This is a genomic window from Thermobaculum sp. T2p (assembly GCF_059335935.1).
Window position 1 is genome coordinate 172442 of sequence record NZ_JANZYQ010000020.1, and the last position, 25482, is coordinate 197923.

Genomic DNA, 25482 nt, shown 5'->3' on the forward strand with positions numbered 1-25482 from the left:
TTCCTTCTTATATATTAGAGGCATATGTACAAAAGAGATAATAATAGGCCGGGATACTGACATAGAGGCATCCCAGCCTTATTCCATTTGCATTTAGGTTCAACCTTAGAATACCCAGGCGTTACAGATAACTCTAGCCTACTCTGGCTACGCCGGGAACGAAATTCTCTAAACGCGCGTCCGGGAATTCCACCGTGCTCTTAGTCTCAGCAGACAAGTAAAGTCCCATAAGCATCTCAAGCACAGCCACACCATCCTCAAAAGTTTCCAGAGGTCTTATACCTCGCCTGAAAGATTCAACCATATGCCGATCTTCCAACGTATAACCATAGACCGCAGCCTCGTCTTCTACTACTGGCATGAGTCCTTGTTCAGCATTCTGTTTCTCTACTAGATCTTCCCCAGCCTCGCCTCGTACCTCCCTGGATAGGAATACTTTCAATGAGGTGTTCAGGCTGTTTATCTCCATAGAGTACTCTGGTCCTAGCAATTCCAAAGTTAGTCGCAATCCTGGACCGACATAAGCCCAGGAAGTAGTGGCCTCAACTATAAGGTCATTACCAGATTCATCTTGAAAGTGTAATATACCCCTAGCAAAGTCCTCAGCCGGCCTTTTTGAATAGTCGACCTCCGGGCCCATGTTTTGTATAAGCTTCTGAATGTATTCTGGACGAGTCCACTTCAGGTTGGCCACCGTACCAGTAGCGCTCATCAATTTGAGAGAATTACGAGGTTTTCCAGGCTCTGTCAGCAAGAACCTAGCAACCTCAACACTATGACACATCATATCCAGCAGCACTCCTCCACCCTGAAGATCAGGTCTCCAGAACCAAGGCATATGTGGGCCACTATGCTCTTCCGCAGCTCTCGCCAGATAAGGTCTACCAGTATTAGGAACTGCCCGCCGCCAAATAATGTCCCTCCCTCGCTGTACTGGGGTGGAGAAGAGTTGATTTTCTAGGTAACCATGATTTAGATTCGCATCTTGAACCATAGCCAACATTTCTCTGCCCTCTGCCAGCGTACGAGCAAGAGGTTTTTCGCAGGCTACTCCCATCAAGGAGGCTTTACCATCTTTCACCAATCTGTGGATCGTCCTCATATGATCCAGTCGGGTGAAGTTAGGAGAAAGCAGCCATATAGCGTCTATCTCATCAGACTGCACCATAGACTCTAAAGACTCATAAGCTTTGCATGGACCTAGACCTTTCTGATTAGCTAGCTGCGCATAATCCTCCCTATGAGCGGGATTCGGGCTATAGACACCGGCGATGCGTACATTGCGCACAAACTCGAACGCATTAAGGTGAAACCTAGCAACAAATCCGCTGCCCACAACTCCAACGCGAAGGCAATCAGTGAGTACGTTATCCTGCATATCTTCTCCTCCAGCACATTATTTAATGTCCATTTGTTGGGCTAAATCAGCTAATGCTTCGAGTCTCTCAAGATCGTCCCAAGCTATCCAACGAAGCACTAGCTCCTGCACACCAGCATCTCGATACATTCGCATCTGATCAATCACCATATCTGGCGTTCCCCAGATAGCGTTGCGATTGCCAAGATACTCAGCGATCTCTGAGAGGTTGTTGGTGTTTACTCTATAATAGCTGGCTGCCTCACGCAACACTTCGTCTACATGTCCACTCTCCCGGGCAAGGAACACCGAGGTAAATAATGACCTATGTATCTCACCAGGATCACGCCCAGCACTACCACACAACTCATTGAGATAAGCAGAGAGATCACGAAACTGCTCAGGAGATACCCTAAGCGAGTTCCATATGTCAGCATACTTCGCAACCAGAGGAAGCACTCTGCTTCGACCTGACCCACCTACTAGAAGCTTTGGCCTACCTCCCATATAGCCTCTAGGTAGTAATAGGGCATTATCGAGATGGTAGTAATGGCCAGTGTAGCTAACTCTATCATTTGGATTGTCAAGCAGCAATCGCACCACCTGCAGTGATTCTTCCAGTCGGTCCATGCGCTGCTTGATCGTACCTAAGTCATACCCAAACATCGCATGTTCTCGCTCCTGCCAACCCGATCCAAGACCTAACACAAATCTACCCCGACTCAAATCATGTAAAGCAAGAGCCTGACGTGCTAACATTACAGGATCTCTAAAGGAAACAGGGGCTACCATTGGTCCTAATATAGACCGGGATGTGTGGAGTGATGCCCATGTAATAGAAGTTATCATTTCAAGAGAATCCTTGTTAGGGGGAGCTGTGTCCACGTAGTGGTCGGACCGATACAGACCATAAAAACCTAAAGAGTCTATCGCTGGTACGAGCTTTTTCCAGTATTGCCAGTTTAATCCTTGCTGGCCTTCTATCAACAAAGATATCTTCACTCTCCCCCTCCATATGAGGTTACCTAATCTCGAAACAACAGGCTTCTTCTTACGGCCTGTACCAGGAGTTGCTCTTCCTCAGGCATTACTGTACGAGCATCAAGCCAGATTTTATCATCTTCAACTATACCGACTACAGACGGGTCACCAATCCTCAGTTTATAAGCGAGTTCGTCTGCTGAAAGCTTCCATTTAGACGGATCGATAACTAGAGCAACGCTTGCTATTGGAATCTCTGGGATAGAACCTCCACCTACCTTTGATACAGATTCCCTTACCTCAAAGCCATCCCCGCAATCTAAGAGGCTGCTCTTCCAAGCTTGCACCGTAGAGTAAAGATCAGCTTGCTTTCGACCTAACATCCACAGTACAGGTACAGCTTGCTGCTCCTCTCCTCGAAGGTAGTGCATCAAAGTGGCATGCATGGCAGCAAGAGTTACTTTATCACATCGCAAGGCCCTGAAAAGAGGGTGGCTACGGATCTTGGTCACATACTCCCTTTTCCCCACAATCATGCCGGCCTGTGGACCTCCTAAGAGTTTATCTCCACTGAAAAGCGTTAGAGCTACTCCAGCAGAGACGCTCTCTTGGACCATGGGTTCATGTTCCAGTCCAAACATTGAGCTATCGACTAAAGCGCCACTACCAAGATCATGTATCACCGGGAGGTTGTACAACTTCCCTATCTCCACAATTTCAGATAAAGAGGGATCATGCACGAATCCGATCAATCTAAAGTTACTTCTGTGCACTACCAAGAGAGCAGCGGTGGACTCTGATATAGCATTCTGGTAGTCCGAAGCGTAAGTTCTGTTAGTAGTTCCAACCTCCTTAAGAAAAGCACCACTTTGAGCCATTACATCAGGAATTCTAAAGCGCCCTCCTATCTCAACAGATTGACTACGGGAGACTATAACCTCTCTGCCAGCGGCTAGAGCAGAAAGAGTCAGGAACAGTGCTCCTGCGTTGTTGTTGACTATCGTAGCGGCCTCTGCTCCGGTCAGCCTTACTAACAGGTCCGCAACGTGTTTATCCCTGTGCCCACGTTCGCCACTTTCTATATCTATCTCAAGATCGCAATAGCTTGCAGCATTCACCATAGCTTCTATCGCAGCTTTGGATAAAGGAGCACGTCCAAGATTAGTATGTAACAACACACCAGTGGCATTTATTACCTTTACAGGCCAAGACCTAGTCCAAATATCAATAAATTGCTTAGCCCTTTCTACCAACCGGAGGAATGAGATCTCTCCATCTAAAGTTGGTGAAGCTTCTCGTGCATGGAGGTGTTTGAGTATTTGAGTTCTCATTTCTTGGATACTCGCCCTTGCAGCTTCCACCAACAGTGGTCTAGGAAGCTGTAAGGGCTCCAAATGCTTCACAAGTTCTTCGACTGAAGGGAGATCTTTTGGTTCTCTGATCTCTTTCACCTTATTTACTCCACTGCAGCAAAGTAACTAACAACTTCTTCAAAGGTAACCAACCATGCATCTAACTAAACACTAGTAGTATCTGAGTATATACTCCTCCTAAGAGTGTTCTTACCAACTACAATTACCTATCTTGGAATCTAGCGAGTATCATAACTGTTTCCTAGTATAGAGAACCTTGTATGAATACAAAGCGTCTAAATAAGGTGGTATGCTACGACTTGATTGTAGCCTAGTAGTCATAAGTGGTAGACTGGTTAGGAATATTAGTTACATCATTTGCAAAGAGGTAGAAATTGCTGGGGTTACTAAGCAAGCTTACTGGCTCCTCCGCTGAGAGAGCTGCAAAGAGATTCAGGCCAATTGTAGAAAAGATAAACAGCCTAGAGGCACAAGTACAGCAACTATCTCGGGATGAGATGGTTGCTAAAACCCTCGAGTTCAAGGAAAGAATAGCTCGAGGGGAATCAATGGACGCCATCCTACCTGAAGCCTTTGCCCTGGTTAGGGAGGCAACTCGCAGGACTTTGGGAGTAAGGCATTTTGATGTCCAGTTAATGGGTGGTATCGTGCTCCATCAAGGCAACGTAGCCGAGATGAAGACTGGAGAGGGTAAGACCTTCGTTGCTCCCCTCGCCGCTTACCTCAATGCACTCGAAGGCCGCGGGGTGCACGTAGTAACAGTCAATGACTACCTTGCCCGCAGAGATGCTCAGTGGATGGGCAAGGTATACCACTATTTAGGTTTGACTGTAGGCTGCCTACAACATGAAGCTGCCTACGTCTTTGACCCCGATTACTCCGGCGATCTAGAGATGCTTCGACCTGTACCCCGGAGGGAAGCCTACGAGGCCGATGTCACATATGGAACGAATAACGAATTTGGTTTCGATTATCTTCGAGACAACATGGTGCTAGACCTCTCTCAAAAAGTACAGAGAGAGCTTAACTATGCAATAGTGGATGAGGTGGATAGCATCCTGATCGACGAGGCTAGAACACCTCTGATAATTAGTGGCCAGGCAGAGCAGAATACAGAGGTCTATTATAGATTTGCTCGTATAGCCAACCAGCTTCAGGAAGGAAGGGATTACACTGTCGATCTCAAACACCGCACTGTAACCCTTACAGATGAGGGTATTGCAAGAGTCGAGCGCATACTCAATATTCCTGAAGACGAATCGCTGTATGATCCAAGATACTTCGAGGCCACTCACTATCTCGATAACGCTTTGAAGGCTAAGGCACTCTACCTTAAGGAGAAGGACTATACAATCATCGATGGCCAGGTAATCATAGTAGACGAATTCACTGGCCGCCTTATGTACGGTCGTCGCTATTCTGAAGGGCTCCACCAGGCAATAGAGGCCAAAGAAGGACTCAGAGTAGAGAGGGAGAGTCAAACTCTCGCAACCATTACAATTCAGAACTACTTCCGTATGTATAGGAAGCTCGCTGGCATGACAGGTACCGCGGCTACTGAGGCCGAGGAGTTCGGCAAGATATACAACATGGAAGTAGTACAGATCCCTACCAATAAACCCATGATAAGGGTTGACCATCCAGATAGGATCTACAAGACAGAAAAGGCTAAGTTTGAAGCTGTAGTTAAAGAAATAAAGGAGTTGTACTCTATAGGTCGTCCCGTCCTAGTTGGTACGACCTCGATCGAGAAGAGCGAGTACCTAAGTCAGCTGCTAAAACGTGAGGGCATTCCCCATCAGGTATTAAATGCTAAGTACCACGAGAAAGAGGCAGCCATAGTAGCTCAGGCTGGCCGACCCGGCGCAGTTACTATTGCTACTAATATGGCTGGTAGAGGTACAGACATTATACTAGGTGGTACACTCGATCTATACCTTAAGGAAGTACTTGCCAAGCACGGTTTTGATCCTAATACCAAGGACAATATACCTGAAGAGATTATGAATGAGGCCCGTACACTTTGGCAGCAGGCTCATGATGAGGTTGTTGCCAAGGGTGGCCTTCATATAATCGGCACAGAAAGGCATGAAGCTCGCAGAATAGATAATCAGCTTCGAGGGCGATCCGGGCGCCAGGGCGATCCTGGAAGTTCACGCTTTTATGTCTCTCTGGAAGATGAGATAATGAGGCGCTTCGGACTCAATCGAGTTGCTGGGATCATGGATCGCCTCGGCGTGGACGAGAGCATGCCGATAGAGAACAGCCTGGTTACCAAGCAGATAGAGGCTGCTCAAGCCAAGGCTGAAGGATACAACTTCGATATACGTAAACACGTCGTCCAGTATGACGATGTCATGAACAAGCAGCGCGAAACCGTCTACTCCATGCGTGATAGGATACTGGCAGGTGATAACACCAGAGAACGCGTGATGGAGATAATCCGTAACGAGATCAAACGCTTGGTAGAGGACTATACTTCCGACCAGGAACCCGATGAATGGAACCTACAAGGACTGCTTAGGGGGGTTGCTTCTATATTCCCGTTGCCCGAAGATGTAGTCCCAGAATCCATCCAGGGCCTTACCCCAGAGCAGATTGAGGACTTCCTGTACGAACTAGCAGAAGAAGCTTATCAGAAACGAGAGCAGGAAGTAGGAGAGGACAATATGCGATTCCTAGAACGCATGGTCCTCTTGAGAGCTATAGATATGATCTGGGTTGACTACCTTACCAGCATGGAGGAGCTACGCCAGGGGATTGGGCTTAGAGCATTCGGACAGAGAGATCCTCTCGTTGAGTACAAGACCGAGGCGTATAGTTTATTCCAGAACTTCATACAGACAGTTGAACATGAAGTTGCAAACTCAATATACAAGGTGAACATCGTTCAGAAGCCTCAACCCATCGTACGCTCCATGAGTACCAATCGCGAAGAAGATGCAGAGCCCACAATGAGAAGGAGTAAGTCCAAGAAGATAGGTAGAAATGATCCTTGCCCCTGCGGTAGCGGCAAAAAGTACAAGAAGTGCCATGGAGCTCCTACTGCTAAGGCAGCAGCAAGGGCTCAGTAAAGGACAAACTTAAATAGCTAAGACCAGAGGAAGGAGCTAGAGAAATTGTAGTATTCGATTGTAAAGCTCTTTCCTCTTTTCTTTATCCGGGACAAATATCATCAGCAGTAACCACGCAGCAACCGTAAGCCAGAATACAAGCTTTATTGAATCTTTAGTGAAACTCTTCGTACTTTCTAAGGCACTCGCGGCTCCATATTTGGCTTGAGATGTATAGGGTTTCACTCTAGAAGCAAGCTCTGCTGCAATCTCCTCAGTGGATTGGACACTTTCTGATGCTTTCTGCTTAATGGAAGCAGTTATCGCAGGAATATTCTTCTCAACACCTTTCTTTACAGAAGGGATGATTTCTTCAGATGCAGTTTGAGCAAGAGCAGCGCCCTTCTGAAGTGATGTTCTCCCAGTAGTTCTAAGGGTTTCAGCAACTTGTTCTACTCTTTCTGCTAGAGCTGGCATTGTTTCACGGTTAAATCTATCCGCAGATTCCCTGGCACTTTCGGAGAGCTCTACAGCATAACGCCTAAGCTCCTCCCTTAGTTTTGCCAGATTTTCTGGGCTCATTGCAGACGCTATCTCATCTGGGATATCTATCGTAACTGTGCGGGTAGAGACCTTAGGCTTTCGTATTGTTATCTCCTTATTTCTGCTGGTATTCCTTCTGAAAATCATCTTCTACTCCTTCGCTCTACTTTTTGAGGGCATTCATGATATATTCGAGCAACCTAGCTCTTCCATCTTCAGGAATACTAGATATCAGATTCTCAGCAAATTCTCTTAGTATAGCCTCCCGCTCTTGAGGCGTAGTGTTTGCAAGTACTTGCTCCTGTACACTCTGTATCAGTCTACGTCTCTGCTCTTCATCCATCCCCTTTAGGAAGTTACCAATCATACTATCTATAAAGCTCACTTTCTTACCCTCTTTGTAATAGAATTTATGATTGTGAGTAGCAATGTTCTTGCCATTCAATTTGCAAACACTTACTCTCTTATATATACTGCCCAGAACCACGCATTTACTATAGGAGCCCTAAAGTATTGAGGTTTGGAATAATATCAGATATACATGCTAACCTAGTAGCACTGCAAGCAGTGCTTGAGGATATGGGAGATGTCGACCAGTATTGGTGTCTGGGAGACGTTGTTGGCTATGGGCCCCAACCTAATGAATGCATAGACTTACTAAGAGAATTGGATCATGTGGTAGTAATGGGTAACCATGATGCAGCTGCAGCTGGCGTGATTTCTATGCGAGAATTCAATAGCGATGCTCGACGCTCTATACAATGGACAATACGACAGCTCAGAGATGACAATATGAAATACCTAAAGGAGATGCCAGAGCATCTAGAACACGAGCACGTCTACTTGGTACACGGATCTCCATCCGACCCTATTTGGGAGTACATACTAACTCCAGAACAAGCACAAGAGGCATTTAACTTCACGAAACAGCAGATCATTTTTGTGGGACATAGTCACATCCAAATGGTTTTTGCTCACAGGAAGGAAGGAGAGCCAATAGCAGGTAGACCTGAAGACGACTACGCTCTCAGGATAGGTAGCAACCGCATGCTTATAAATCCAGGAAGTGTTGGACAACCTCGCGATGGGGATCCAAGGGCAGCCTATGCCATCCTGGATGTGGACCGGGAGCTTATAGAGTTTCATCGTGTGCAGTACGACATAGAAAAAACTCAACATATGATGAGAGCTATAGGATCAAGCGAGTGGCTTATCCAAAGGCTTAGTTACGGTCGTTAGGAGGAACTCTCTATAAGATGAAAGTAATAATAGTAGGCTGTGGAAGAGTCGGTAGCACCTTGGCTAGAAGTTTAGATGAGGAAGGTCATGAAGTCACTGTAATCGACCTCAACGAGAGCCAGTTCTCAAGGTTAGGGGAGAACTTTACTGGTAAAACAATTAAGGGCACGGGCATAGATGAAGATGTTCTCAGGAGCGCTGGTATAGAAGAGGCAGACGCATTCGTTGCGGCTACCAACGGGGACAACAGGAACATAATGGCGTCTCAGATCGCTAAGGAGATCTTCAAGGTACCTCATGTCATCACCAGGATCTATGATCCCATCAGAGCGGATATGTACAGAGAACTAGGAATAGATACGATACCATCAACCACAATTATCGTGGGGATTATTCATGATCGCATAATTAAGGAGAACCAAGGTTCATAGGGGGTAGGATATGTACATCATAGTAGTCGGAGGTGGTAAGGTTGGCTACTATCTTACCAAGACGCTAGTCAACGAAGGCTACGAAGTACTATTGATAGAGAAGAATCCTTCCAAAGTTGCCACTTTTACTGAGCGATTCGGGGCAGTTGTCCTACAGGGAGATGGTGCAGAGGCAGAGACTCTTCGGAGAGCAGGAGCATCAAGAGCTGATGTCGTAATTGCTGTTACTGGCGAAGATGAGGACAACTTAGTGATCTGTCAAGTAGCTAAGAAGAAGTTTGGAGCAAAGCATACCATAGCGCGCGTCAACAATCCGAAAAATGAAGAGATATTTAAGAGGCTTGGTATCGACACGACCATATCTGTTACCAACATCATCCTGAGTTACATAGAGCAAAACCTGCCTGATAGAGAGATAGCTCACCTATTGACCCTTAGGCATGCCGAGCTGGCCATTATAGAAGCAAAGGTTTCTCCTAGAAGCCCTTATATCAACAAACCTCTAAGAGAAGTGGAGCTGCCCCCAGATGTCGCTCTAAGTGCGGTGATTAGGAATGGAGAGCTTATAATTCCAACCCCTGACACTCAGCTTGCGCCAGGCGATGATGTGATAGCCTTGGCGCGCAGAGAAAGTGAGGATGAGCTGAGGGCAGCTCTAAGCCAATAAGTTATTAGGGGTATATACCTCTAAGTTTGGTGGCCTTGGCAACACGATCTACGGCAATCATGTAGGCTGCTGTTCGCATGGAGGTCTTCTGGTTCCTGGAAAGCTGATATACCTCAGAGAAACTCGAAGTCAGTATAGCTTTGAGTCTCTGGTTGATCTCACGCTCGGACCAGAAGAATGCCTGCTTATCCTGGACCCATTCAAAGTAGCTTACAGTGACCCCTCCTGCATTCGCAAGGATATCAGGGATCACTAGCACACCTTTGTCAAATAGAATCTCATCAGCATCTGGGGTTGTAGGACCGTTAGCAGCCTCCACGATAACTCTGGCCCTTATCTGGTCAGCGTTGTGTTCGGTGATCTGGTTCTCCAGGGCAGCCGGAATGAGCACATCACACGGCAAAGTCAACAATTCATCGTTGGTTATAGTCTCCGCATCCCTAAAACCAACTACCGAGCCGGTGGCCATCTTGTGCTCAAGCACCTCATTTGGGTTTATCCCGGATGGATTATATATACCTCCTCTAGAGTCGCTTACAGCAACTATACAAGCGCCATGATTATGGAGTATGCTTGAGGCCACAGATCCAGCATTACCAAATCCCTGAACTGCTACTTTGACTTTAGAAAGATCCATGTGCAGCTCCTTGGCTGCAGACTCGAGGACGTACACCACACCTCTACCGGTAGCCTCTGATCTTCCCTCTGATCCCCCTATATTGACTGGCTTCCCCGTAACTACGCTTGGGATGCTGTATCCATGATGCATGCTGTAAGTATCCATGATCCATGCCATTGTTTGTGAATTAGTATTCACATCAGGAGCTGGTATATCGCTGTCTGGACCTATGAGTATGCTTATCTCTGTAGTAAACCGTCTTGTTAGTCCTTCCAATTCCTTCTGAGACATTTGTTTTGGATCACAGATTACTCCCCCCTTTGCCCCACCATATGGCAACCGCACTACTGCACACTTCCAGGTCATCCACATGGCCAAAGCTCTAACTTCGTCGAGGGTTACATCAGGGTGATAACGTATACCGCCTTTCGCCGGCCCCCTTGCTACATTATGATGTACCCTGTAGCCCGTAAATACCTTCACCTCACCGTTATCCATCTTTACTGGGAAGTGAACGGTGAGCTCCCTCTTAGTTGATCTTAAGACCCTTCTAAGATCCTCTTCTAACCCTAGCTTGTCAGCTGCTATATCAAACTGCCGACAAGCGATCTCGTAAGGATTAGGCTTCTCAAGTTCTGTGATCATGCAAACTCTCCTTTTACCCAAAATAATCCTCGACTAGCACATGATGGTGTTGCATTCTATGTGCTAGCCGGGGGAATGTTATCACTTAAATCTGAGAGCGAAAATACCTAAGTTGATCGCTGTGCAAGCTCCTTAGTTAGAACTTCCCTAACAATATCTGGGCTAGCCCTACCCTTCGTCTCTTTCATGACTTGCCCAAGCAGGAATCCTATGGCCTGCTTCTTCCCCTTGAGATAGTCGGCAACAGCTTGAGGATTGTTATCAATGACCTTAATCACAATCGAGGTTATCTGATCGCTATCCGCTATCACCGACAGTCCCCGTTCTTCCACAATTACTCGCGGAGACTTACCACTAGCATGCACTTCTTCTAGTATAGATCTGGCAGTAGTGGTATTTATCTTGCCCTCTTGTAGTAGAACAAGAAGCTCAGCCAGGTAATCTGGAGTAACATTCGTTTCGGTTATATCCTTGCCATCTTTTTGCAATATCCCGAACAAAGTATTTACTATCCAGTTGGCTACACCTTTGGCACCAACCGATGAGGGCACTTTCTCCACAACTGCCTCGAAATAGTTGGCTACTTCTTTAGAAGAAGTAAGAACTCTAGCATCAGACTCTGCTATATCATACTGGCTTACAAATCTTTGCCTGCGTTCATCAGGAAGCTCAGGCATAAGTTCCCTGGTACGAGATATCCTCTCAATGGAGATTGTTAGGGGAGGCAGATCAGGTTCTGGGAAGTATCTATAATCATGTTCCATCTCCTTAGTGCGTTGAGGTAGGGTTACTCCCTCCGCTTCATCCCATCCTCTAGTCTCCCTCTCAACAGCACCTCCTTTAGATATAACTTGTATCTGCCTACTTATCTCATAATCTAAGGCTCTCTCAACAGCCCTAAAGCTGTTCATATTTTTGATCTCTACCTTGGGTCCAAGATAGGTCTCGCCTTTAGGCCTGACAGAGACGTTGGCATCTACCCTGAGCGCTCCCTCTTCCATGTTGCCCGAGTTAGCATCAATATAGCGCAGGATTTGTCGCAGTTTGGATACAAACTCTCTGGCCTCTGTACCTGATCGGAGATCAGGCTTAGTAACTATCTCTAGGAGAGGTACCCCAGCCCTGTTCAAATCGACTAAGGTGTACACTTCACCCTCAGGTGAGCGTCTGTGAAGAAGCCTACCCGTATCCTCTTCCATGTGAACCCTGATAATTCCAACCCTCTTGCCAGATTCTAGTTCTACATAGCCATCAGTTGCCAAGGGTAGATTGTACTGGCTTATTTGGTATCCCTTAGGAAGGTCAGGATATGGATAATGCTTTCTGTCAAATCTACTGATAGGAGCTATATTACAGTTAAGAGCCAAGCCCACTCTTAGGGCAAGCTCAACTGCAGCTTCGTTAATCACCGGAAGCACACCTGGGAAACCTGCGCATACTGGACATATATGACTATTCGGAGCTGCGCCAGAATAGTCAGCCAGATCGCGACAAAACATCTTAGTCTTGGTTAATAGTTGAGCGTGCACTTCAAGCCCTATTACGGCCTCATACTCCATATGTGAAACCTCAACCTCCAATTCAAGCCTAGAAAGCTAACATTGTCTTTTACTTTATAAAGTCCGATACTATGTTATCACCCATTTGGTAGGAGTGTTCAATTTGTGGCAGCTGGATGTAGCAATAAGCAAACTCAACAGATATGCATCGCGCGATAGTGGCGATACTGTAGAGGTGGTGGAGCGACCGTCTGGGGGACTTAGCATAGTTATAGCTGATGCCCAGGGTTCTGGATACGCTGCTAAAACTCTAAGCAATCTGGTTACATCTAAGGCTGTGGGCTTACTAAAGGAAGGGGTTCGAGATACGGCGGTACACGAAGCCCTGCACGACCACCTTTACCATTATAGGGGTGGGCGAGTAAGTTGCGCGCTCATAACGATATCTGCAGACACTAAAGATAAAGTGTGCAGGATTACAACCAATTCCAGTGTGCCTGTGTACCTGGTAGAGAGCAACGGTAAACTGATCATTAAGGAACTCTCTGGTTCCTCAAATTCTCTTGGGATCTATCCAGAAACACGCCCTTGCTACCTAACAGTACCACTTCGTCCCAAGATTATGATCATAGCGATGACAGATGGCATTCTAAATGCTGGGCGTAGAGCTAGTAGAAACCTGGATCTCCAAGAGCTTATATCTCGCTGTCTATCAATTGTCAAAGCACCTGCTGATCTGGCAGATTGCATACTGACTAGAGCAGTGGAGCTAGACAGTGGTCGTCCGTCAGATGATATGTCTATAGCTATACTTTCTGTATCTAAGAGAGAAAAGGATGAAGAAAGGCGTACTATGTCCATAGTTATGCCTATTAGAGAGGATATGCTAGCCTCGGAGGGATAGCATCATGGGAGCTCACAAGGATATAGTCATAGTAGGGGTATGTGCCTCGGGCAAGACTACGTTGGCCAAGAACCTTAGCAAATTCGGTATTAAAGCTAGGGTGGTGGCCCAAGAGCACTCGTGCATCCCAGATCTGTTTCTAAACAAAGGTCTACCCATCGTGATATATTTACATGCCACATATGAGGCCGTAAGAAGAAGGGGGCATGCTTTGATGAGCCCCTATAACTACGCAGCCCAGTTACAGAGGTTAGACAAGGCCCGCAAGTCAGCCGATATTACGGTGGATACAACGAATATCAGTCCCGAGGAGGTTTTAATGACGGTGCTTAACAAGCTCCAAGAGGATAAACAGGACCAAGTGGTTCCCGATGAGATAGGTAGCGATATCCAGTCATCCGAGCGGAGAGAAGATATAGCTATTCCTGATGAGCTCGGGGAAGAACAAAAACCTAGCAAGATTTATGAAGGACTACCTATTCCTGAAGAACTTTAATAGCTAGATTTCATCAGTTCCATAAAATGTTCTAAGCATAGCTATAGATCTAATATCGCTCTCCAGGATATGGGCATAAATTCTTCTTATTATCGCTTCAACATCCAGCCTTAAGTCTTGAGGTATACGCACTTTCTCGAACATTTCATATGAAGTTAGAGAGGCTAGCCTCAGAGCCTTGATAACGTTTGGGCTAACTACAACGGCACTCGGATCCCCTCTGCTACATTCACGGCAAACCATCCCGCCTGCTGATAGACTGAAATAAACCGACTCAGGGTCAACATCTTGCCCACAACGACTGCATACCTTCAGTTCTGGTTGGTATCCAGCTAGTATCAACAACCTTACTTGAAAATAGGTAACTGGCTTCCAAGGGTCGTTTGTGCTGTTTAGCCTCTCGAGTGTGTCAACAGCAAGGGTCCATATTTCTCGATTAGGCTCCCCTTCAGCAATCATGCGATCCAGGAGCTCGGCCACTATTAGTCCAAAAGGTATGACTCTGGAATCTGACCTAACATTAGCGAAAGACTTGATCGTTTGTGCTTGCGTTACTGTATCTATATTACGTCCAGAAGCAACTACAAGCTGAGTTAGAGTTAATGGCTCGAGATGTCCTGCGAGCTTACTCGTCGGTTTCTTAGTACCCTTGGCTATTAGGGAGATCTTACCAATATCTGGAGTAAAGACTATTAACTGCCTGCCAGTCTCTCCAAAGTCAAAGCGCCGAAGAACTATAGCTTGCGTTTTGTAAACTCTTTCCTGCATAAATGAATTATATCAAGCTCAGGTTGTTAAGAATGGCCCACAACATCAAGCCTCTTGACCAGGAGACAATAAGGCAACTAGCCGCAGGGGAAGTTGTAGAGCGACCTGCATCTGTTGTCAAGGAGCTTATAGATAACTCTATAGATGCCTCAGCCACCAAGATTCAGATCTACGTAGAAAATGGGGGACTGGATCTAATTAGAGTAGCTGACAACGGCACTGGTATACCCAGGGAAGATCTCGAGTTGTGCGTACAGAAGCACGCAACCAGTAAGATATCTTCATCAGAAGACCTATACAAGATAACCACTTTAGGTTTCAGGGGAGAAGCGCTATACGCCATAGCCTCCGTCAGTAGGTTAAGGATACGCAGTAAACATGGAGATTCTCCCGGAGCAGAGCTTGAATGCTTTTCTTCCGGGAATACAAGAATCAAAACGGTAGGAATGCCACAGGGCACTCAAGTTGAAGTCCGAAACCTTTTCTACAACGTTCCAGCAAGACTGAAATTCCTTGGTGGACCTACATCGGAAGCATCTAGAATTACATCTACAGTCAAGCAATACGCCCTAGGTCATTCCAATATAGCGTTTGAACTACATATAGACGGCAAAAAACAACTTGAAACGTTTGGTAAAGGTAATCTCCTAGATTGCATAGGATCGGTTTTTGGCCTGCAGCTTAGAGATCAAATGATTCCAATAGCATATAAAGAAGACGAGTTAGAGATCAAAGGATACGTGAGTCTACCATCTATAAACCGTAGCAATAGATCAGATATACATGTGTTTGTCAATGGCCGTCCGGTTTCAGCTAAACAGTTGATATTTGCGATACAAGAAAGTTATTCATCTCTCCTTATGGTGGGAAGGTTTCCTATAGCAATAATTAATTTGCTAATTCCACCTGAGTTTGTGGATGTCAACGTACACCCCACTAAGGCCGAAGTCAGGTTTGCGGATGATAGAAGAGTGGCCAGTGCGGTTGGGAGAACCATAAGGACAGCCCTTCAGGAAGTATTCTCTTCGCGAGATGCAGAACTCCCTCAAGATGATCACTCTCAAGGCAAGCTGAAGATACTTACATTCAGCTTCAACTCCGCCTCTACATCAGAAAATCATGCCTGGCACCCAACTACATCTACTCAACCCCAACATATCGAGTCAACTTCGACGGAAACAGCTAGCAATTTCGAGGGAGAGAGAACTCTGCCCAAGTTGCCACCTCTGCGCGTGCTTGGACAGATATCCCTAACTTACATAATCGCGGAGGGGCCAAACGGCATGTATCTTATAGACCAGCATGCGGCTCATGAAAGAATACTTTTGGAGAGAATACAGAAGGAGCTTGAAACAGACAAAGTAGCCTCCCAGATGCTTCTTGATCCCATCATAGTCACGCTGGGAGATCATCAAGCAGCGTTTATGAAAAACCTGGTCGATGAAATGAACAGGCTAGGCTTTGAGGCCGAATCTTTTGGCCCCAAAGAGGTAATCATTAGATCTATCCCTGCGATACTTCCCAAGGAAGAGGTCATGGCCTTTATCGAAGACCTGTGTCAAGATATCAACAACTTCTCCAACGTCGAGCTCAGGAGAAACGCCGTAGCAGTGTCACTAGCATGTAGAAGCGCCATAAAAGCGGGTCAACAGCTATCAATACAGGAAATGCGATCGCTCATAGAACAGCTAGAGCAAACTAATTTCCCCACTGCTTGTGCTCACGGGAGACCAACTATATTGGAACTTACGAAATCTCAACTCGAGAGGGAATTTGGCAGGAAAGGATAGTTATACTAAGTCTCGTCGTTTATCTTTATCCATCCCCTTTTCAGGGCATAAATAACGGCCTGTGTGCGGTCATTTACGGCCAGCTTACGCAAAATGGATGTTATGTGATTCTTTACAGTCTGATCTGATATGGACATCTGGCGAGCGATTTCCTTGTTGCTCATCCCTCTAGCAATGCAATCTAGAATCTCAACTTCTCTACTAGTGAGCGGAGTGAATAGATTCTCTTCATCTTCAAGCGCTGCCAGGTCTCGAAACTGCTTCAAAACGCGGGACGCGACAAAAGGCTTGGTTATCAGATTCTCGTTAATTATGTATTCTCCCTTACCAACTCGACGAATAATATCCACCAACCTATCTGGAGACGTGTCTTTAGTCACGTAGGCAGCAGCACCAGCCTTGATGGCGTTAAATAGCTGTTCATCATCCTCATGCATAGTAAGAATAACCACTCCCACGTTAGGATATCTTCTCCTTATAACTCTGGTCGCCTCAAGACCATTAAGGCCTTCCAGATTTATATCAACTACTACTACGTCAGGGGAAAGCTTATCCACCAACTTTATTGCAGCTTGTCCGTCAGATGCCTCTCCAACCACCTCCAGGTCTGGGAAGTTAGAGAGCGCATGAGATACTCCTTGTCTAAATAGAGGATGGTCATCTACCAATAGTACCTTGATGCCCATAATCGCGCCCCTGAAGAATCAATACCGAACAGCCAAAACCTTAGATACGGGAAAGATAACACGAACTACGGTACCATCATCTATGGAAGACTTTATATCAAGAGTTCCTTGCAAGGCCTCGGCCCTTTCCTTCATGTTTCTAAGACCGTAGTGTTCACCTCTCTCGCTTCTATCCTCAGGATCAAATCCTCTTCCGTTATCTGCTATTAGAAGCTCTACGCTCCCATCACTCACTATACGTCCTTGAATCCTGACCTCGCTGGCAGAAGCATGCTTGCGGGAGTTCTGCATAGCCTCCTGTATAATTCTAAACAGAGCGAATTTCTGCTCATCGTTGGTCAGTTTATCAATTGCCTCATCTATATCTATAGAGACCTCGATGCCTTGTTGTTGATAATCCTCAGCGTACTTACGTAAAGTAGCAATTATGCCCTCTCTAGTCAGATCACTCGGGCGCAGATCATATATAAATCTTCTGACCTCTTCCAAACCTTGGCGCAAGGATAGTTTTATGCGATGCAACTCGCTTGGAAGGCTCTGCGGCCTGCGTTCAAGTAAGCGCTCGCAATACTCTATGGCCATTATGGCATTGGCCATTACCTGGGCAGGACCATCATGAACTTCCCTTGCGAGCCGTGAACGCTCCATCTCTTGCCCTTGCAAAACACGCATCAAGGTAAAGGCATCCTTAAAGCCAGAGTCCGTATTGTCTTCCACGGTATCTGCAAGTGAGATTATCTGAATGAACCCATCTATCCTCTCTAGAACCTGCTTTAGCTTTGTGATCTCATCCCTGATAGATATTTCCGTCCGGCTTAAGGACTCTAACCTTGTTTTCCACCTTTCACTATCTCTACCAGTTAGATCCTCGCTAGCGTACTGCAGATCATCCAGCAATATACGCAACTGGTCTAAATCTAGCTGCTTAGCATCTAGCAGGGACTTGACCCTTTGCCGCATCTCTCGGAGCTCCCCAAGAAACCCCTGGACTCTCTCAGAGAGCTGTAAGGCAGCTTGATTTGCTATTTGGCCATTATCCTTTAACTCTTTATCTTTGCTCATAACAAAGCTATATTCCTCATAACAGGATATATCTATGTCAAGTTACATTTCAACCTTCAGATGTAGCATCTATGATACCGTTATCTCTTAGAGCATCCATAAGCCTTGAAGCTCGGTTGTAGCCTATTCTCAGTCTCCGCTGCAATAGGCTTGTAGAGACCTTGGTAGTGGAGTTTGCGATCTCAACAGCCTCCTGATACAGAGGGTCTTCAGCAGCATCTGTAGTCTTCTGAGTCTCTGCGTCAATGATCCTCCCTACCTCAGGATCATACTGTGCTGGCTGCACCTGTATCCAGTGCTTAACAACCGACTCTATCTCTACATCGGATACGTGTGTGCCCTGAACACGAATAGGCTTGGATGAATCCGGACCAAGGAAGAGCATATCACCACGTCCAAGCAGCCTCTCAGCTCCTGGCATATCAAGTATGACTCTAGAGTCTATCTGAGAGCTAACCGCAAAAGCGATACGTGAAGGGAAATTAGCTTTGATAAGACCAGTAAGTACATCAACTGAAGGTCTCTGTGTAGCTATAACTAGGTGTATACCCACCGCCCTAGCCATTTGAGCTAGCCTACATATAAGGGACTCAACCTCATCTGGAGCAACCATCATTAGGTCTGCCAGTTCATCGATTATAATCACAATTTGCGGCAGCTTTGGCTGATTATCGCTTTCAGCTCGCTTATTATAGGCATCTATATTACGAATACCTAGCTCAGACAGAAGCTTGTAGCGCCTTTCCATCTCGGCAACAGCATACTTCAGCACACCCACAACCTTGCTGGTATCGGTAACTACAGGCCAGAGTAGATGGGGGATGCCATCATATGTCTTTAGTTCTACCATCTTGGGATCCACCATCAAGAACCTCAGACTATCTGGTGTGTGTTGAAACAACAGTCCAGTTATGATACTGTTCAGGCATACGCTCTTGCCGGCTCCCGTAGCACCTGCTATCAACAGATGGGGCATCTTAGCAAGGTCACCCACTACGGGTCTACCAGTGACACCCCTACCAAGAGCGAGCTTGAGCTTTGCCTTCGAGTTCTGGAACTCCGAGGTATCCATTACATCCCTTAGCTTGACCGTTATAGACTGATTGTTGGGAATCTCTATACCTACCCTCGGCTTGCCTGGCACTGGTGCTTCTATTCTTATAGATGAAGCTGCTAGAGCCAGGGCAAGATCGTTCTGAAGGGATGTAATCTTGCTTACTTTGGTACCTCGACCGGGTTCTAAGGCAAACTGAGTGACTGTAGGGCCTGGATTGATCTCCCTAACATAGGCCTCCACCCCAAACGTACTTAGCGTATCCTCTATGATCTTTGCCTTTTGCATGGCGTCTATTTCACTAATTTCAACCTGTTCAGAAGGCTCAAGCAGCTCTATAGGGGGTAGCGGACCACTACTACTGCTCTGTGAGACAACAGGATCTTCCTTCTGAGGGAGGACTAGTTTGGGTATCTCCCTTATATCCCTTGGGACCTTCTTGGTAGCTGTAGGCTTGACATGATTGACTACTACTACAGGTTTCCTCCTGGACCTCATAAATCGAGCAAAGCGACTCAATACGGCGCAGAAGCAGGATATGAGAAGCTTTGCAAGTTTAGAAAAGAGTCTAGCTAACAATACAGAGCCTCTTATTGCCAGCTTAAGACAGAGGAGGAATCCATCTCGAATATTCCTGGGGGGAACACCCATGAGTAGTAACCCTATTAGGACTCCTACAAGGACTAAAGCCGCTGCTCCTACCCCCATGGCTTGCCAGAGAACATCTGCCAGGCTGTTACCCCACATACCTCCTAGGTGTAATAATCCCAACAAGGTTAGCCCAGACACAGCTAGAACTACAACGGCAGACAATCTCTTCACATCAACGTATTCCAGCAAGAGGCGTGGGGCAAAGAGGGACAGAACAGGTACACCTACGAACACAATCAGTATTAGGATCGATACTATACCCAGATGTGAGAATAGCTCGCCTACCGCCCCAGATAATGAGCCTTCAACAGAAGTATAATAGATCGCAGCAAGGCTTATTAGAATAAGCGACATAATGCCAAAGAGTCGCACCTGCGTGTTTGCAGGGTATCGCCCACTAGTCGGAGTCCGAGACAACCGATTTTTAGGTTGCGACAAAGACCTGGTGGATTTCGGAGTTCTGACTGTAGTCTTGCCTGCAGATCGCTGGCTACCGGACTTAGCATTTACCGGCTGTCTTTTGGTACTGGATGACACTCAAGAGCCCCCTTTTACCAATGGATTAGATCTCCATTACCACTGGTAAAATCATAGGGCGTCTACCGGTCCGTTTGTAGAGGAATTCCCCTAATATATCTTTGATTTTACGATGAGCCCAACTCCATTCTGGCGGGGGAGGACTTTCCTCTTGATGTCTAATGCTGTTAGATACTAGCTCCTTGGCCTCTTCCAGCAGGTTATCATCTTCGCCCGCGTAAAGAAAGCCCCTAGAGATAATGTCCGGGCCCGCCAGAATGCTACCGTCATTTCGATCGATACCTACCACGACTATCACCATACCATCTCTTGAAAGCAGCTTTCTATCTCTCAACACAACATGGTCTACATCACCAACAGATATGCCATCAACGTACACCATGTTATTGGGATAAACCTCTACTATGCGGGCTTGCTCCTTACTGAACTCCATTATGGCTCCATTTTCAGGTATCAGGATATGATCCTCAGGAATGCCCACACTCATAGCAAGGCGCTTGTACATTACCAAGTGCCTCATCTCGCCATGTACAGGAACAACATACTTTGGCCGTACGAGATTAAGCATGAGCCTCAGCTCTTCCGAGCTGGCATGCCCCGAAACATGCACAGTATCTATAGCGCTATAGATGACGTCGGTGCCCAGTGCAAACAGGTTGTTGATTATTCTGGATACGGCTGTCTCGTTGCCGGGGATTGGGGTAGCCGAGATAATAACTGTATCTCCGGGCACTATCTTCACGTGGCGGTAGTCCTGGTTTGCGATGCGATTGAGTACGCTAGTGGGCTCCCCTTGACTACCCGTGACTATCAGAACCGATCTGTCCGCATCCTCCTTCCTCAGTTGATGCAGGGGAACAAGAGTACCATCCTTAGGATCTAGGTACCCTAGCTCCCTTGCCATAGCAACATTATTCTCAAGACTCCTGCCGACGACTGCTACCTTGCGACCGTATTCAGCAGCGACGTTTATTATCTGCTGTACTCTGGCTATAAGGGATGCAAAGGTAGCTATGATAATCCTTCCCTTAGCTTCGGCAAATACTCTTCTAAAGGTATCACCTACAACCTGCTCACTAGGCGTGTGACCCTTCGTCTCAACGTGCACACAGTCGGACAAAAGGGTAAGTACACCTCTTCGGCCTATCTGAGCTATAAGTCCGTAATTTGCTTGCTTGCCATCCACAGGCGTAGGATCAAACTTAAAATCGCCTGTGTAAACAATAGTACCCACAGGGCAAGTTATCGCTAGTCCCACTGCATCAGGGATACTATGAGTCACATGAAAAGGCTCGACGGTGAACTTACCTATTCTGACCACATCACCGTCCTTATATGTTCTAAGGCGCGCAGATTGCAATAGGTTAGCTTCTTTTAGCTTTACCTCTATTAGCCCCCTTGTTAGGGGAGTAGCATATATAGGAGCATCTATGTCACGGAGTATGTAGGGCAAAGCACCTATATGATCTTCGTGACCATGCGAAATACAATAAGCCACTATACGCTTACGAGACTTGAGTAAGTACTGGATATCGGGAATGAGTAGGTCCACACCAAGCATATCTTCTTCGGGAAAAGCTAGACCGCAATCCAGCAGAAGGATCTCATTCCCATACTCTACGGCAAGCATGTTCTTGCCTACTTCACCTACACCGCCAAGGGGTATTACTCTGACACTGTCAGGCACTGCTAGATCCTTTCAGAAACACATCTCTATCAAAATAGCTTGAGTTGTTCTAGGTTTTCTATATTATCGTTGTTATCGTTATCATCACGATCGTCTTGATCTATACTCCGACTACTAGCACGATCGGCAAGGGCCTCTTCTACTATCTTGGGTATCTTTTTGAAGTCGGAGATCGAGGTTTCTTTGAGTGCAGGTTGATGCAGGGCAGCAGCTGGATGGAACAAAGGAACCACTGTTAGATCCCCTATTCTCCTTGGCTGGCCATGGATTCTGGAGATACGCTCATTAGGAAAATACCTGGCCATCGAATACCTTCCCAAGGTCACTATGACTGCAGGCTTGATAATCTCGATCTGACGATCGAGATAACAGCTACAAGCTTGTATCTCCTCAGGCAACGGATCTCTATTCCCAGGCGGCCTACACTTGACCACATTAGTTATGAAGACATCCTCACGCCTGAGTCCAACTGATTGCAACAACTCGTTTAGGAAAGCACCAGCTGCCCCAACAAACGGCCTACCTTGTCTGTCCTCATTAAAACCAGGACCTTCGCCAATGAACATTATTTGTGCGGAGGGATTACCCTCCCCAGGAACAGCATTAGTGCGCGTAGCGCTAAGAGGACATTTAGTACACTTCCTTACTTCGCTAGCTATAAGCTCTAATGAATCTTTTCTTGGTTTTCCCTCAGGGTTCATAACAGCAATCCTATACTCCAGCTAGCTTGCGCCCCTCATTTAGCATCTGATCAAGCTTGTCAGACGAATCAGTTTCGGTATAGATTCTTATAACAGGCTCCGTTCCAGAGAATCGTATTAGCAACCAAGTGTCGTTTTCAAGGGTGTACTTGAAGCCATCTTCAGTCTGGAACTTCACCACTTTTTGTCCAAGCAAAGTTTCAGGAGGATTACTCCTAAGACGCTCAATAATCTCAGAACGCTGCTCTGCTGGGAAAGTGAGATCAATTCTCTTGTAGTAGGACTTACCTACCTTCTCTTCTATCTGCTGTATTACCTTACTTAGAGGTAGCCCCAGATGCATGACAAGATCAAGGATCACAAGACCGGCTAGGGTTCCATCTCTTTCTGGAATGTGTCCCTTGAACCCAAATCCGCCGCTTTCCTCTCCTCCAAGTATGGCATCGACCTCCATCATCTTGGGGCCAACGTACTTAAACCCTACTGGAGTCTCATAGACAGGAACGTTGTAGAGAGCCCCAAGTCTATTGACCATATAGCTTTGAGATATGGTCTTGACCAAAGGACCTCTCTGACCTCTGACCTCAAGCAGATAATAAGCTATGAGAGCGTATACTTTGAGCTGGTCTACAAACTCACCCCTCTCATCTACTATACCCACACGATCAGCATCACCGTCGGTGGCAATTCCCAGAGATGCATTAACCTGAGGCACAGTTTCGCAAAGCTTGCGGAGATTTAGAGCTATAGGCTCTGGGGCATGCATGCCTGGGAAGATGGGATTACGTTCGTTGTTTATCTCAACCACCTTCAGGTTTCCACCGCTTAGCAACTGGGGAAGATGTCCTATTCCGGCTCCAAACATAGCATCGTAAACAACCGTTCCCTGGCGACTCTTGAGAGCATCGACATCTACCAACTCAGATAGCCTCTTACGATATGCCGGACCTACATCCTGCAGCTCCACTAATCCCTTAGACCTAGCCTCTTCAATAGGTATCCTCCGAACATCCCCAGGCTGCAATCCTGCTAATTCGGCCTCTATCTTCGCTATAACTTCAGGTGAGGCTGAGCCGCCGTAATCGGGTTTGTACTTGAATCCATTCCATATGCCCGGATTATGACTTGCGGTTATTACGATGCCCCCACGTAGATGCTGCTCTATAACTGCCAGAGATACAGCAGGGGTGGGGGTATATATATCGGTTAGCACGACTTTGATTCCATTAGCTGCCAATACCTCTGCAGCAGCCTGAGCGAAGTACTCACTACCAAAGCGAGTATCATAGCCAATGATAATGGGTGCTTCCCCACCAACATCCTTATTCAAGTACTGAGCAACCGCCTGCGAAACCAATCGTACGTTAGAAAAAGTATAATCTTCGGCGATGACAGCACGCCAACCGTCGGTACCAAACTTGATGACACTGCTCATGTTTGACTTTCCTCCATATAGATATTAGGTACCAGATCTCCATTCTGAAGCGTAGGCTAGCTGCTCTTCCGACAGTTCATCTATTGTAATGCCTAGAGACTCAAGCTTAGTTCGGGCCACGTTCCTGTCTATTTCCTCGGGAACGGAGAATACCTTGGGCTCCAACCCAGAAGCGTTATTGACCAACCATTCGATCGACAGCGCTTGATTAGCAAAGCTCATATCCATCACGGCTGCCGGATGTCCCTCAGCTGCAGAAAGGTTTAGAAGTCGTCCCTCGGCAAGCAAATAAATCTTCCTGCCATCTTTGAGCTCAAACTCCTCGACAAAATCTCTTCTTACCCTTCTAGCTACTGACATCTTCTCTATGGCAGGAATATCTATCTCATCATTGAAATGACCTGAATTCGCCAAGATAACTCCATCCTTGAGGTTTTGAATAGCTTTAGCATCGACCGCATGAAGCCCTCCAGTAACCGTGACTATAACATCAGCAATCTTAGCGGCTTCAGCCATTGGCATAACACGAAAACCATCCATCACAGCCTCAAGAGCTTTTATAGGATCTACCTCAGTGACCACTACCTGGCAGCCCATACCTCTAGCTCTGGTGGCCAACCCCTTTCCACACCAACCATAACCTGCAACGACAAACACTTTTCCAGCTAGCAGGATATTCGTTGCCCTCAGAAGGCCATCGATCGTACTCTGACCAGTACCATACCTGTTATCGAATAGGTGCTTAGTATAGGCCTCATTAACAGCTATGATGGGGTATCTGAGTTGCCCGTCTGCAGCCATAGCTTTGAGGCGAATAACCCCAGTGGTTGTTTCCTCAGTTCCCGCCCGTACATCGTCTACTAAGTCCAATCGCTCAGTGTGCAGAGTCGTTACAAGATCCGCACCATCGTCCATAGTGATGTTAGGATGTGTATCCAACACAGCCCTTATGTGGCTGTAGTAAGTGTTCTCGTCTTCCCCCTTGATCGCGAATACGGATATACCCTTTTCAACGAGCGCTGCGGCAACATCGTCCTGCGTTGAGAGCGGATTGCTCGCAGCAAGAGCTATCTCAGCTCCACCTCTCATAAGAGCAAGCATGAGATTGGCCGTCTCGGTAGTTACGTGTAGACAAGCGGCTATTTTCACCCCGGCCAGCGGCTTCTCACGATCAAACCTGTTTGCTATGCTAGAAAGCACTGGCATCTCACGAGCAGCCCAAGCTATACGGTCATGTCCCTTAGCTGCTAGAGACATGTCTTTGACGTCATAATAAGTAGAAGTACTCAGTTTATTTGCCTCCT

General features: G+C 46.6%; 21 protein-coding genes and 1 pseudogene. 7 read left to right on the top strand and 15 right to left on the bottom strand.

Annotated elements, in window-relative coordinates:
* Positions 1-133: 133 nt before the first annotated feature.
* From N2245_RS10535 to selA, 3 genes are read right to left on the bottom strand one after another with little or no spacing between them, the layout of a single operon-like run.
* A complete protein-coding gene (locus N2245_RS10535) occupies positions 134-1378 on the bottom strand; it encodes a Gfo/Idh/MocA family protein (protein ID WP_494536689.1) in 1245 nt (414 codons plus the stop codon).
* A gap of 18 nt (positions 1379-1396) precedes the next feature.
* Complete coding sequence (locus N2245_RS10540; protein WP_494536690.1) at positions 1397-2359, bottom strand: LLM class flavin-dependent oxidoreductase; 963 nt, start codon at positions 2357-2359, stop codon at positions 1397-1399.
* Between the two features lie 23 nt (positions 2360-2382).
* Positions 2383-3789 carry an L-seryl-tRNA(Sec) selenium transferase gene (gene selA, locus N2245_RS10545; protein ID WP_494536691.1) on the bottom strand — a complete coding sequence of 469 codons (1407 nt, stop codon included), beginning with the start codon at positions 3787-3789 and terminating at the stop codon, positions 2383-2385.
* A 296-nt stretch (positions 3790-4085) separates the two neighbouring features.
* Between selA and secA the strand changes: the two genes are divergently transcribed.
* A complete protein-coding gene (gene secA / locus N2245_RS10550; protein ID WP_494536692.1) occupies positions 4086-6785 on the top strand; it encodes a preprotein translocase subunit SecA in 2700 nt (899 codons plus the stop codon).
* Between the two features lie 36 nt (positions 6786-6821).
* Here secA and N2245_RS10555 read toward each other — a convergent pair whose 3' ends face one another.
* Positions 6822-7454 (bottom strand): hypothetical protein, encoded by a 633-nt coding sequence (locus N2245_RS10555; protein WP_494536693.1) that lies wholly within the window; start codon positions 7452-7454, stop codon positions 6822-6824.
* 16 nt (positions 7455-7470) lie between these two features.
* Positions 7471-7692: a hypothetical protein gene (locus N2245_RS10560; protein WP_494536694.1), complete on the bottom strand. Its 222-nt coding sequence runs from the start codon at positions 7690-7692 to the stop codon at positions 7471-7473.
* A 128-nt stretch (positions 7693-7820) separates the two neighbouring features.
* Here N2245_RS10560 and N2245_RS10565 point away from each other — a divergent pair, with 128 nt between their 5' ends.
* The 3 genes and pseudogenes from N2245_RS10565 (at position 7821) to N2245_RS10575 (ending at position 9644) form a co-directional block, all read left to right on the top strand.
* Positions 7821-8546 carry a metallophosphoesterase family protein gene (locus tag N2245_RS10565; RefSeq protein ID WP_494536695.1) on the top strand — a complete coding sequence of 242 codons (726 nt, stop codon included), beginning with the start codon at positions 7821-7823 and terminating at the stop codon, positions 8544-8546.
* Positions 8547-8560: 14 nt separating this feature from the next.
* Positions 8561-8977 (top strand): annotated as a pseudogene (locus N2245_RS10570) (potassium channel family protein); the annotation flags it as partial.
* A gap of 10 nt (positions 8978-8987) precedes the next feature.
* The gene (locus N2245_RS10575; RefSeq protein ID WP_494536696.1) at positions 8988-9644 is read left to right on the top strand and encodes a potassium channel family protein; all 657 of its coding nucleotides are present in this window, start codon (positions 8988-8990) and stop codon (positions 9642-9644) included.
* 4 nt (positions 9645-9648) lie between these two features.
* Here the strand turns inward: N2245_RS10575 and N2245_RS10580 are convergent, their stop codons facing one another.
* Complete coding sequence (locus N2245_RS10580) at positions 9649-10908, bottom strand: Glu/Leu/Phe/Val family dehydrogenase (protein ID WP_494536697.1); 1260 nt, start codon at positions 10906-10908, stop codon at positions 9649-9651.
* A 107-nt stretch (positions 10909-11015) separates the two neighbouring features.
* Positions 11016-12467, bottom strand: a complete 1452-nt coding sequence (gene gatB, locus N2245_RS10585; RefSeq protein ID WP_494536698.1) for an Asp-tRNA(Asn)/Glu-tRNA(Gln) amidotransferase subunit GatB — start codon at positions 12465-12467, stop codon at positions 11016-11018.
* Positions 12468-12570: 103 nt separating this feature from the next.
* Here gatB and N2245_RS10590 point away from each other — a divergent pair, with 103 nt between their 5' ends.
* Entirely contained in the window at positions 12571-13311 is a 741-nt protein-coding gene (locus N2245_RS10590) for a SpoIIE family protein phosphatase (RefSeq protein WP_494536699.1), read from the top strand.
* A gap of 4 nt (positions 13312-13315) precedes the next feature.
* Entirely contained in the window at positions 13316-13807 is a 492-nt protein-coding gene (locus N2245_RS10595; RefSeq protein ID WP_494536700.1) for a hypothetical protein, read from the top strand.
* Positions 13808-13810: 3 nt separating this feature from the next.
* Here N2245_RS10595 and recO read toward each other — a convergent pair whose 3' ends face one another.
* On the bottom strand, positions 13811-14575 hold the full coding sequence (recO, locus tag N2245_RS10600; RefSeq protein ID WP_494536701.1) for a DNA repair protein RecO: 765 nt from the start codon (positions 14573-14575) through the stop codon (positions 13811-13813).
* 32 nt (positions 14576-14607) lie between these two features.
* Here recO and mutL point away from each other — a divergent pair, with 32 nt between their 5' ends.
* On the top strand, positions 14608-16365 hold the full coding sequence (mutL, locus tag N2245_RS10605; protein WP_494536702.1) for a DNA mismatch repair endonuclease MutL: 1758 nt from the start codon (positions 14608-14610) through the stop codon (positions 16363-16365).
* 5 nt (positions 16366-16370) lie between these two features.
* Here the strand turns inward: mutL and N2245_RS10610 are convergent, their stop codons facing one another.
* The 7 genes from N2245_RS10610 to N2245_RS10640 form a co-directional block, all read right to left on the bottom strand.
* Positions 16371-17051, bottom strand: coding sequence for a response regulator (locus N2245_RS10610; protein WP_494536703.1), 681 nt, complete (start codon positions 17049-17051; stop codon positions 16371-16373).
* 18 nt (positions 17052-17069) lie between these two features.
* Positions 17070-18113: a sensor histidine kinase gene (locus N2245_RS10615; protein ID WP_494536704.1), complete on the bottom strand. Its 1044-nt coding sequence runs from the start codon at positions 18111-18113 to the stop codon at positions 17070-17072.
* Between the two features lie 49 nt (positions 18114-18162).
* Positions 18163-20172, bottom strand: coding sequence for a DNA translocase FtsK (locus tag N2245_RS10620; RefSeq protein WP_494536705.1), 2010 nt, complete (start codon positions 20170-20172; stop codon positions 18163-18165).
* A 208-nt stretch (positions 20173-20380) separates the two neighbouring features.
* Positions 20381-22042 carry a ribonuclease J gene (locus tag N2245_RS10625; RefSeq protein ID WP_494536706.1) on the bottom strand — a complete coding sequence of 554 codons (1662 nt, stop codon included), beginning with the start codon at positions 22040-22042 and terminating at the stop codon, positions 20381-20383.
* A 29-nt stretch (positions 22043-22071) separates the two neighbouring features.
* On the bottom strand, positions 22072-22743 hold the full coding sequence (locus N2245_RS10630) for a uracil-DNA glycosylase family protein (RefSeq protein ID WP_494536707.1): 672 nt from the start codon (positions 22741-22743) through the stop codon (positions 22072-22074).
* Between the two features lie 10 nt (positions 22744-22753).
* Entirely contained in the window at positions 22754-24178 is a 1425-nt protein-coding gene (locus tag N2245_RS10635) for a phosphoglucomutase/phosphomannomutase family protein (protein ID WP_494536708.1), read from the bottom strand.
* Positions 24179-24202: 24 nt separating this feature from the next.
* Positions 24203-25468 (bottom strand): adenosylhomocysteinase, encoded by a 1266-nt coding sequence (locus N2245_RS10640; RefSeq protein WP_494536742.1) that lies wholly within the window; start codon positions 25466-25468, stop codon positions 24203-24205.
* Positions 25469-25482: the final 14 nt, after the last annotated feature.

What these genes read in the sequence shown, in the direction of transcription:
- N2245_RS10535 (WP_494536689.1), bottom strand. Translation starts at nt 1,378, where the DNA reads ATGCAGGATAACGTACTCACTGATTGCCTTCGCGTTGGAGTTGTGGGC.
- recO (WP_494536701.1), bottom strand. Translation starts at nt 14,575, where the DNA reads ATGCAGGAAAGAGTTTACAAAACGCAAGCTATAGTTCTTCGGCGCTTT.
- N2245_RS10555 (WP_494536693.1), bottom strand. Translation starts at nt 7,454, where the DNA reads ATGATTTTCAGAAGGAATACCAGCAGAAATAAGGAGATAACAATACGA.
- N2245_RS10575 (WP_494536696.1), top strand. Translation starts at nt 8,988, where the DNA reads ATGTACATCATAGTAGTCGGAGGTGGTAAGGTTGGCTACTATCTTACC.
- N2245_RS10635 (WP_494536708.1), bottom strand. Translation starts at nt 24,178, where the DNA reads ATGAGCAGTGTCATCAAGTTTGGTACCGACGGTTGGCGTGCTGTCATC.
- N2245_RS10615 (WP_494536704.1), bottom strand. Translation starts at nt 18,113, where the DNA reads ATGAGCAAAGATAAAGAGTTAAAGGATAATGGCCAAATAGCAAATCAA.
- gatB (WP_494536698.1), bottom strand. Translation starts at nt 12,467, where the DNA reads ATGGAGTATGAGGCCGTAATAGGGCTTGAAGTGCACGCTCAACTATTA.
- N2245_RS10595 (WP_494536700.1), top strand. Translation starts at nt 13,316, where the DNA reads ATGGGAGCTCACAAGGATATAGTCATAGTAGGGGTATGTGCCTCGGGC.
- N2245_RS10580 (WP_494536697.1), bottom strand. Translation starts at nt 10,908, where the DNA reads ATGATCACAGAACTTGAGAAGCCTAATCCTTACGAGATCGCTTGTCGG.
- N2245_RS10620 (WP_494536705.1), bottom strand. Translation starts at nt 20,172, where the DNA reads ATGTCGCTTATTCTAATAAGCCTTGCTGCGATCTATTATACTTCTGTT.
- mutL (WP_494536702.1), top strand. Translation starts at nt 14,608, where the DNA reads ATGGCCCACAACATCAAGCCTCTTGACCAGGAGACAATAAGGCAACTA.
- N2245_RS10610 (WP_494536703.1), bottom strand. Translation starts at nt 17,051, where the DNA reads ATGGGCATCAAGGTACTATTGGTAGATGACCATCCTCTATTTAGACAA.
- N2245_RS10630 (WP_494536707.1), bottom strand. Translation starts at nt 22,743, where the DNA reads ATGAACCCTGAGGGAAAACCAAGAAAAGATTCATTAGAGCTTATAGCT.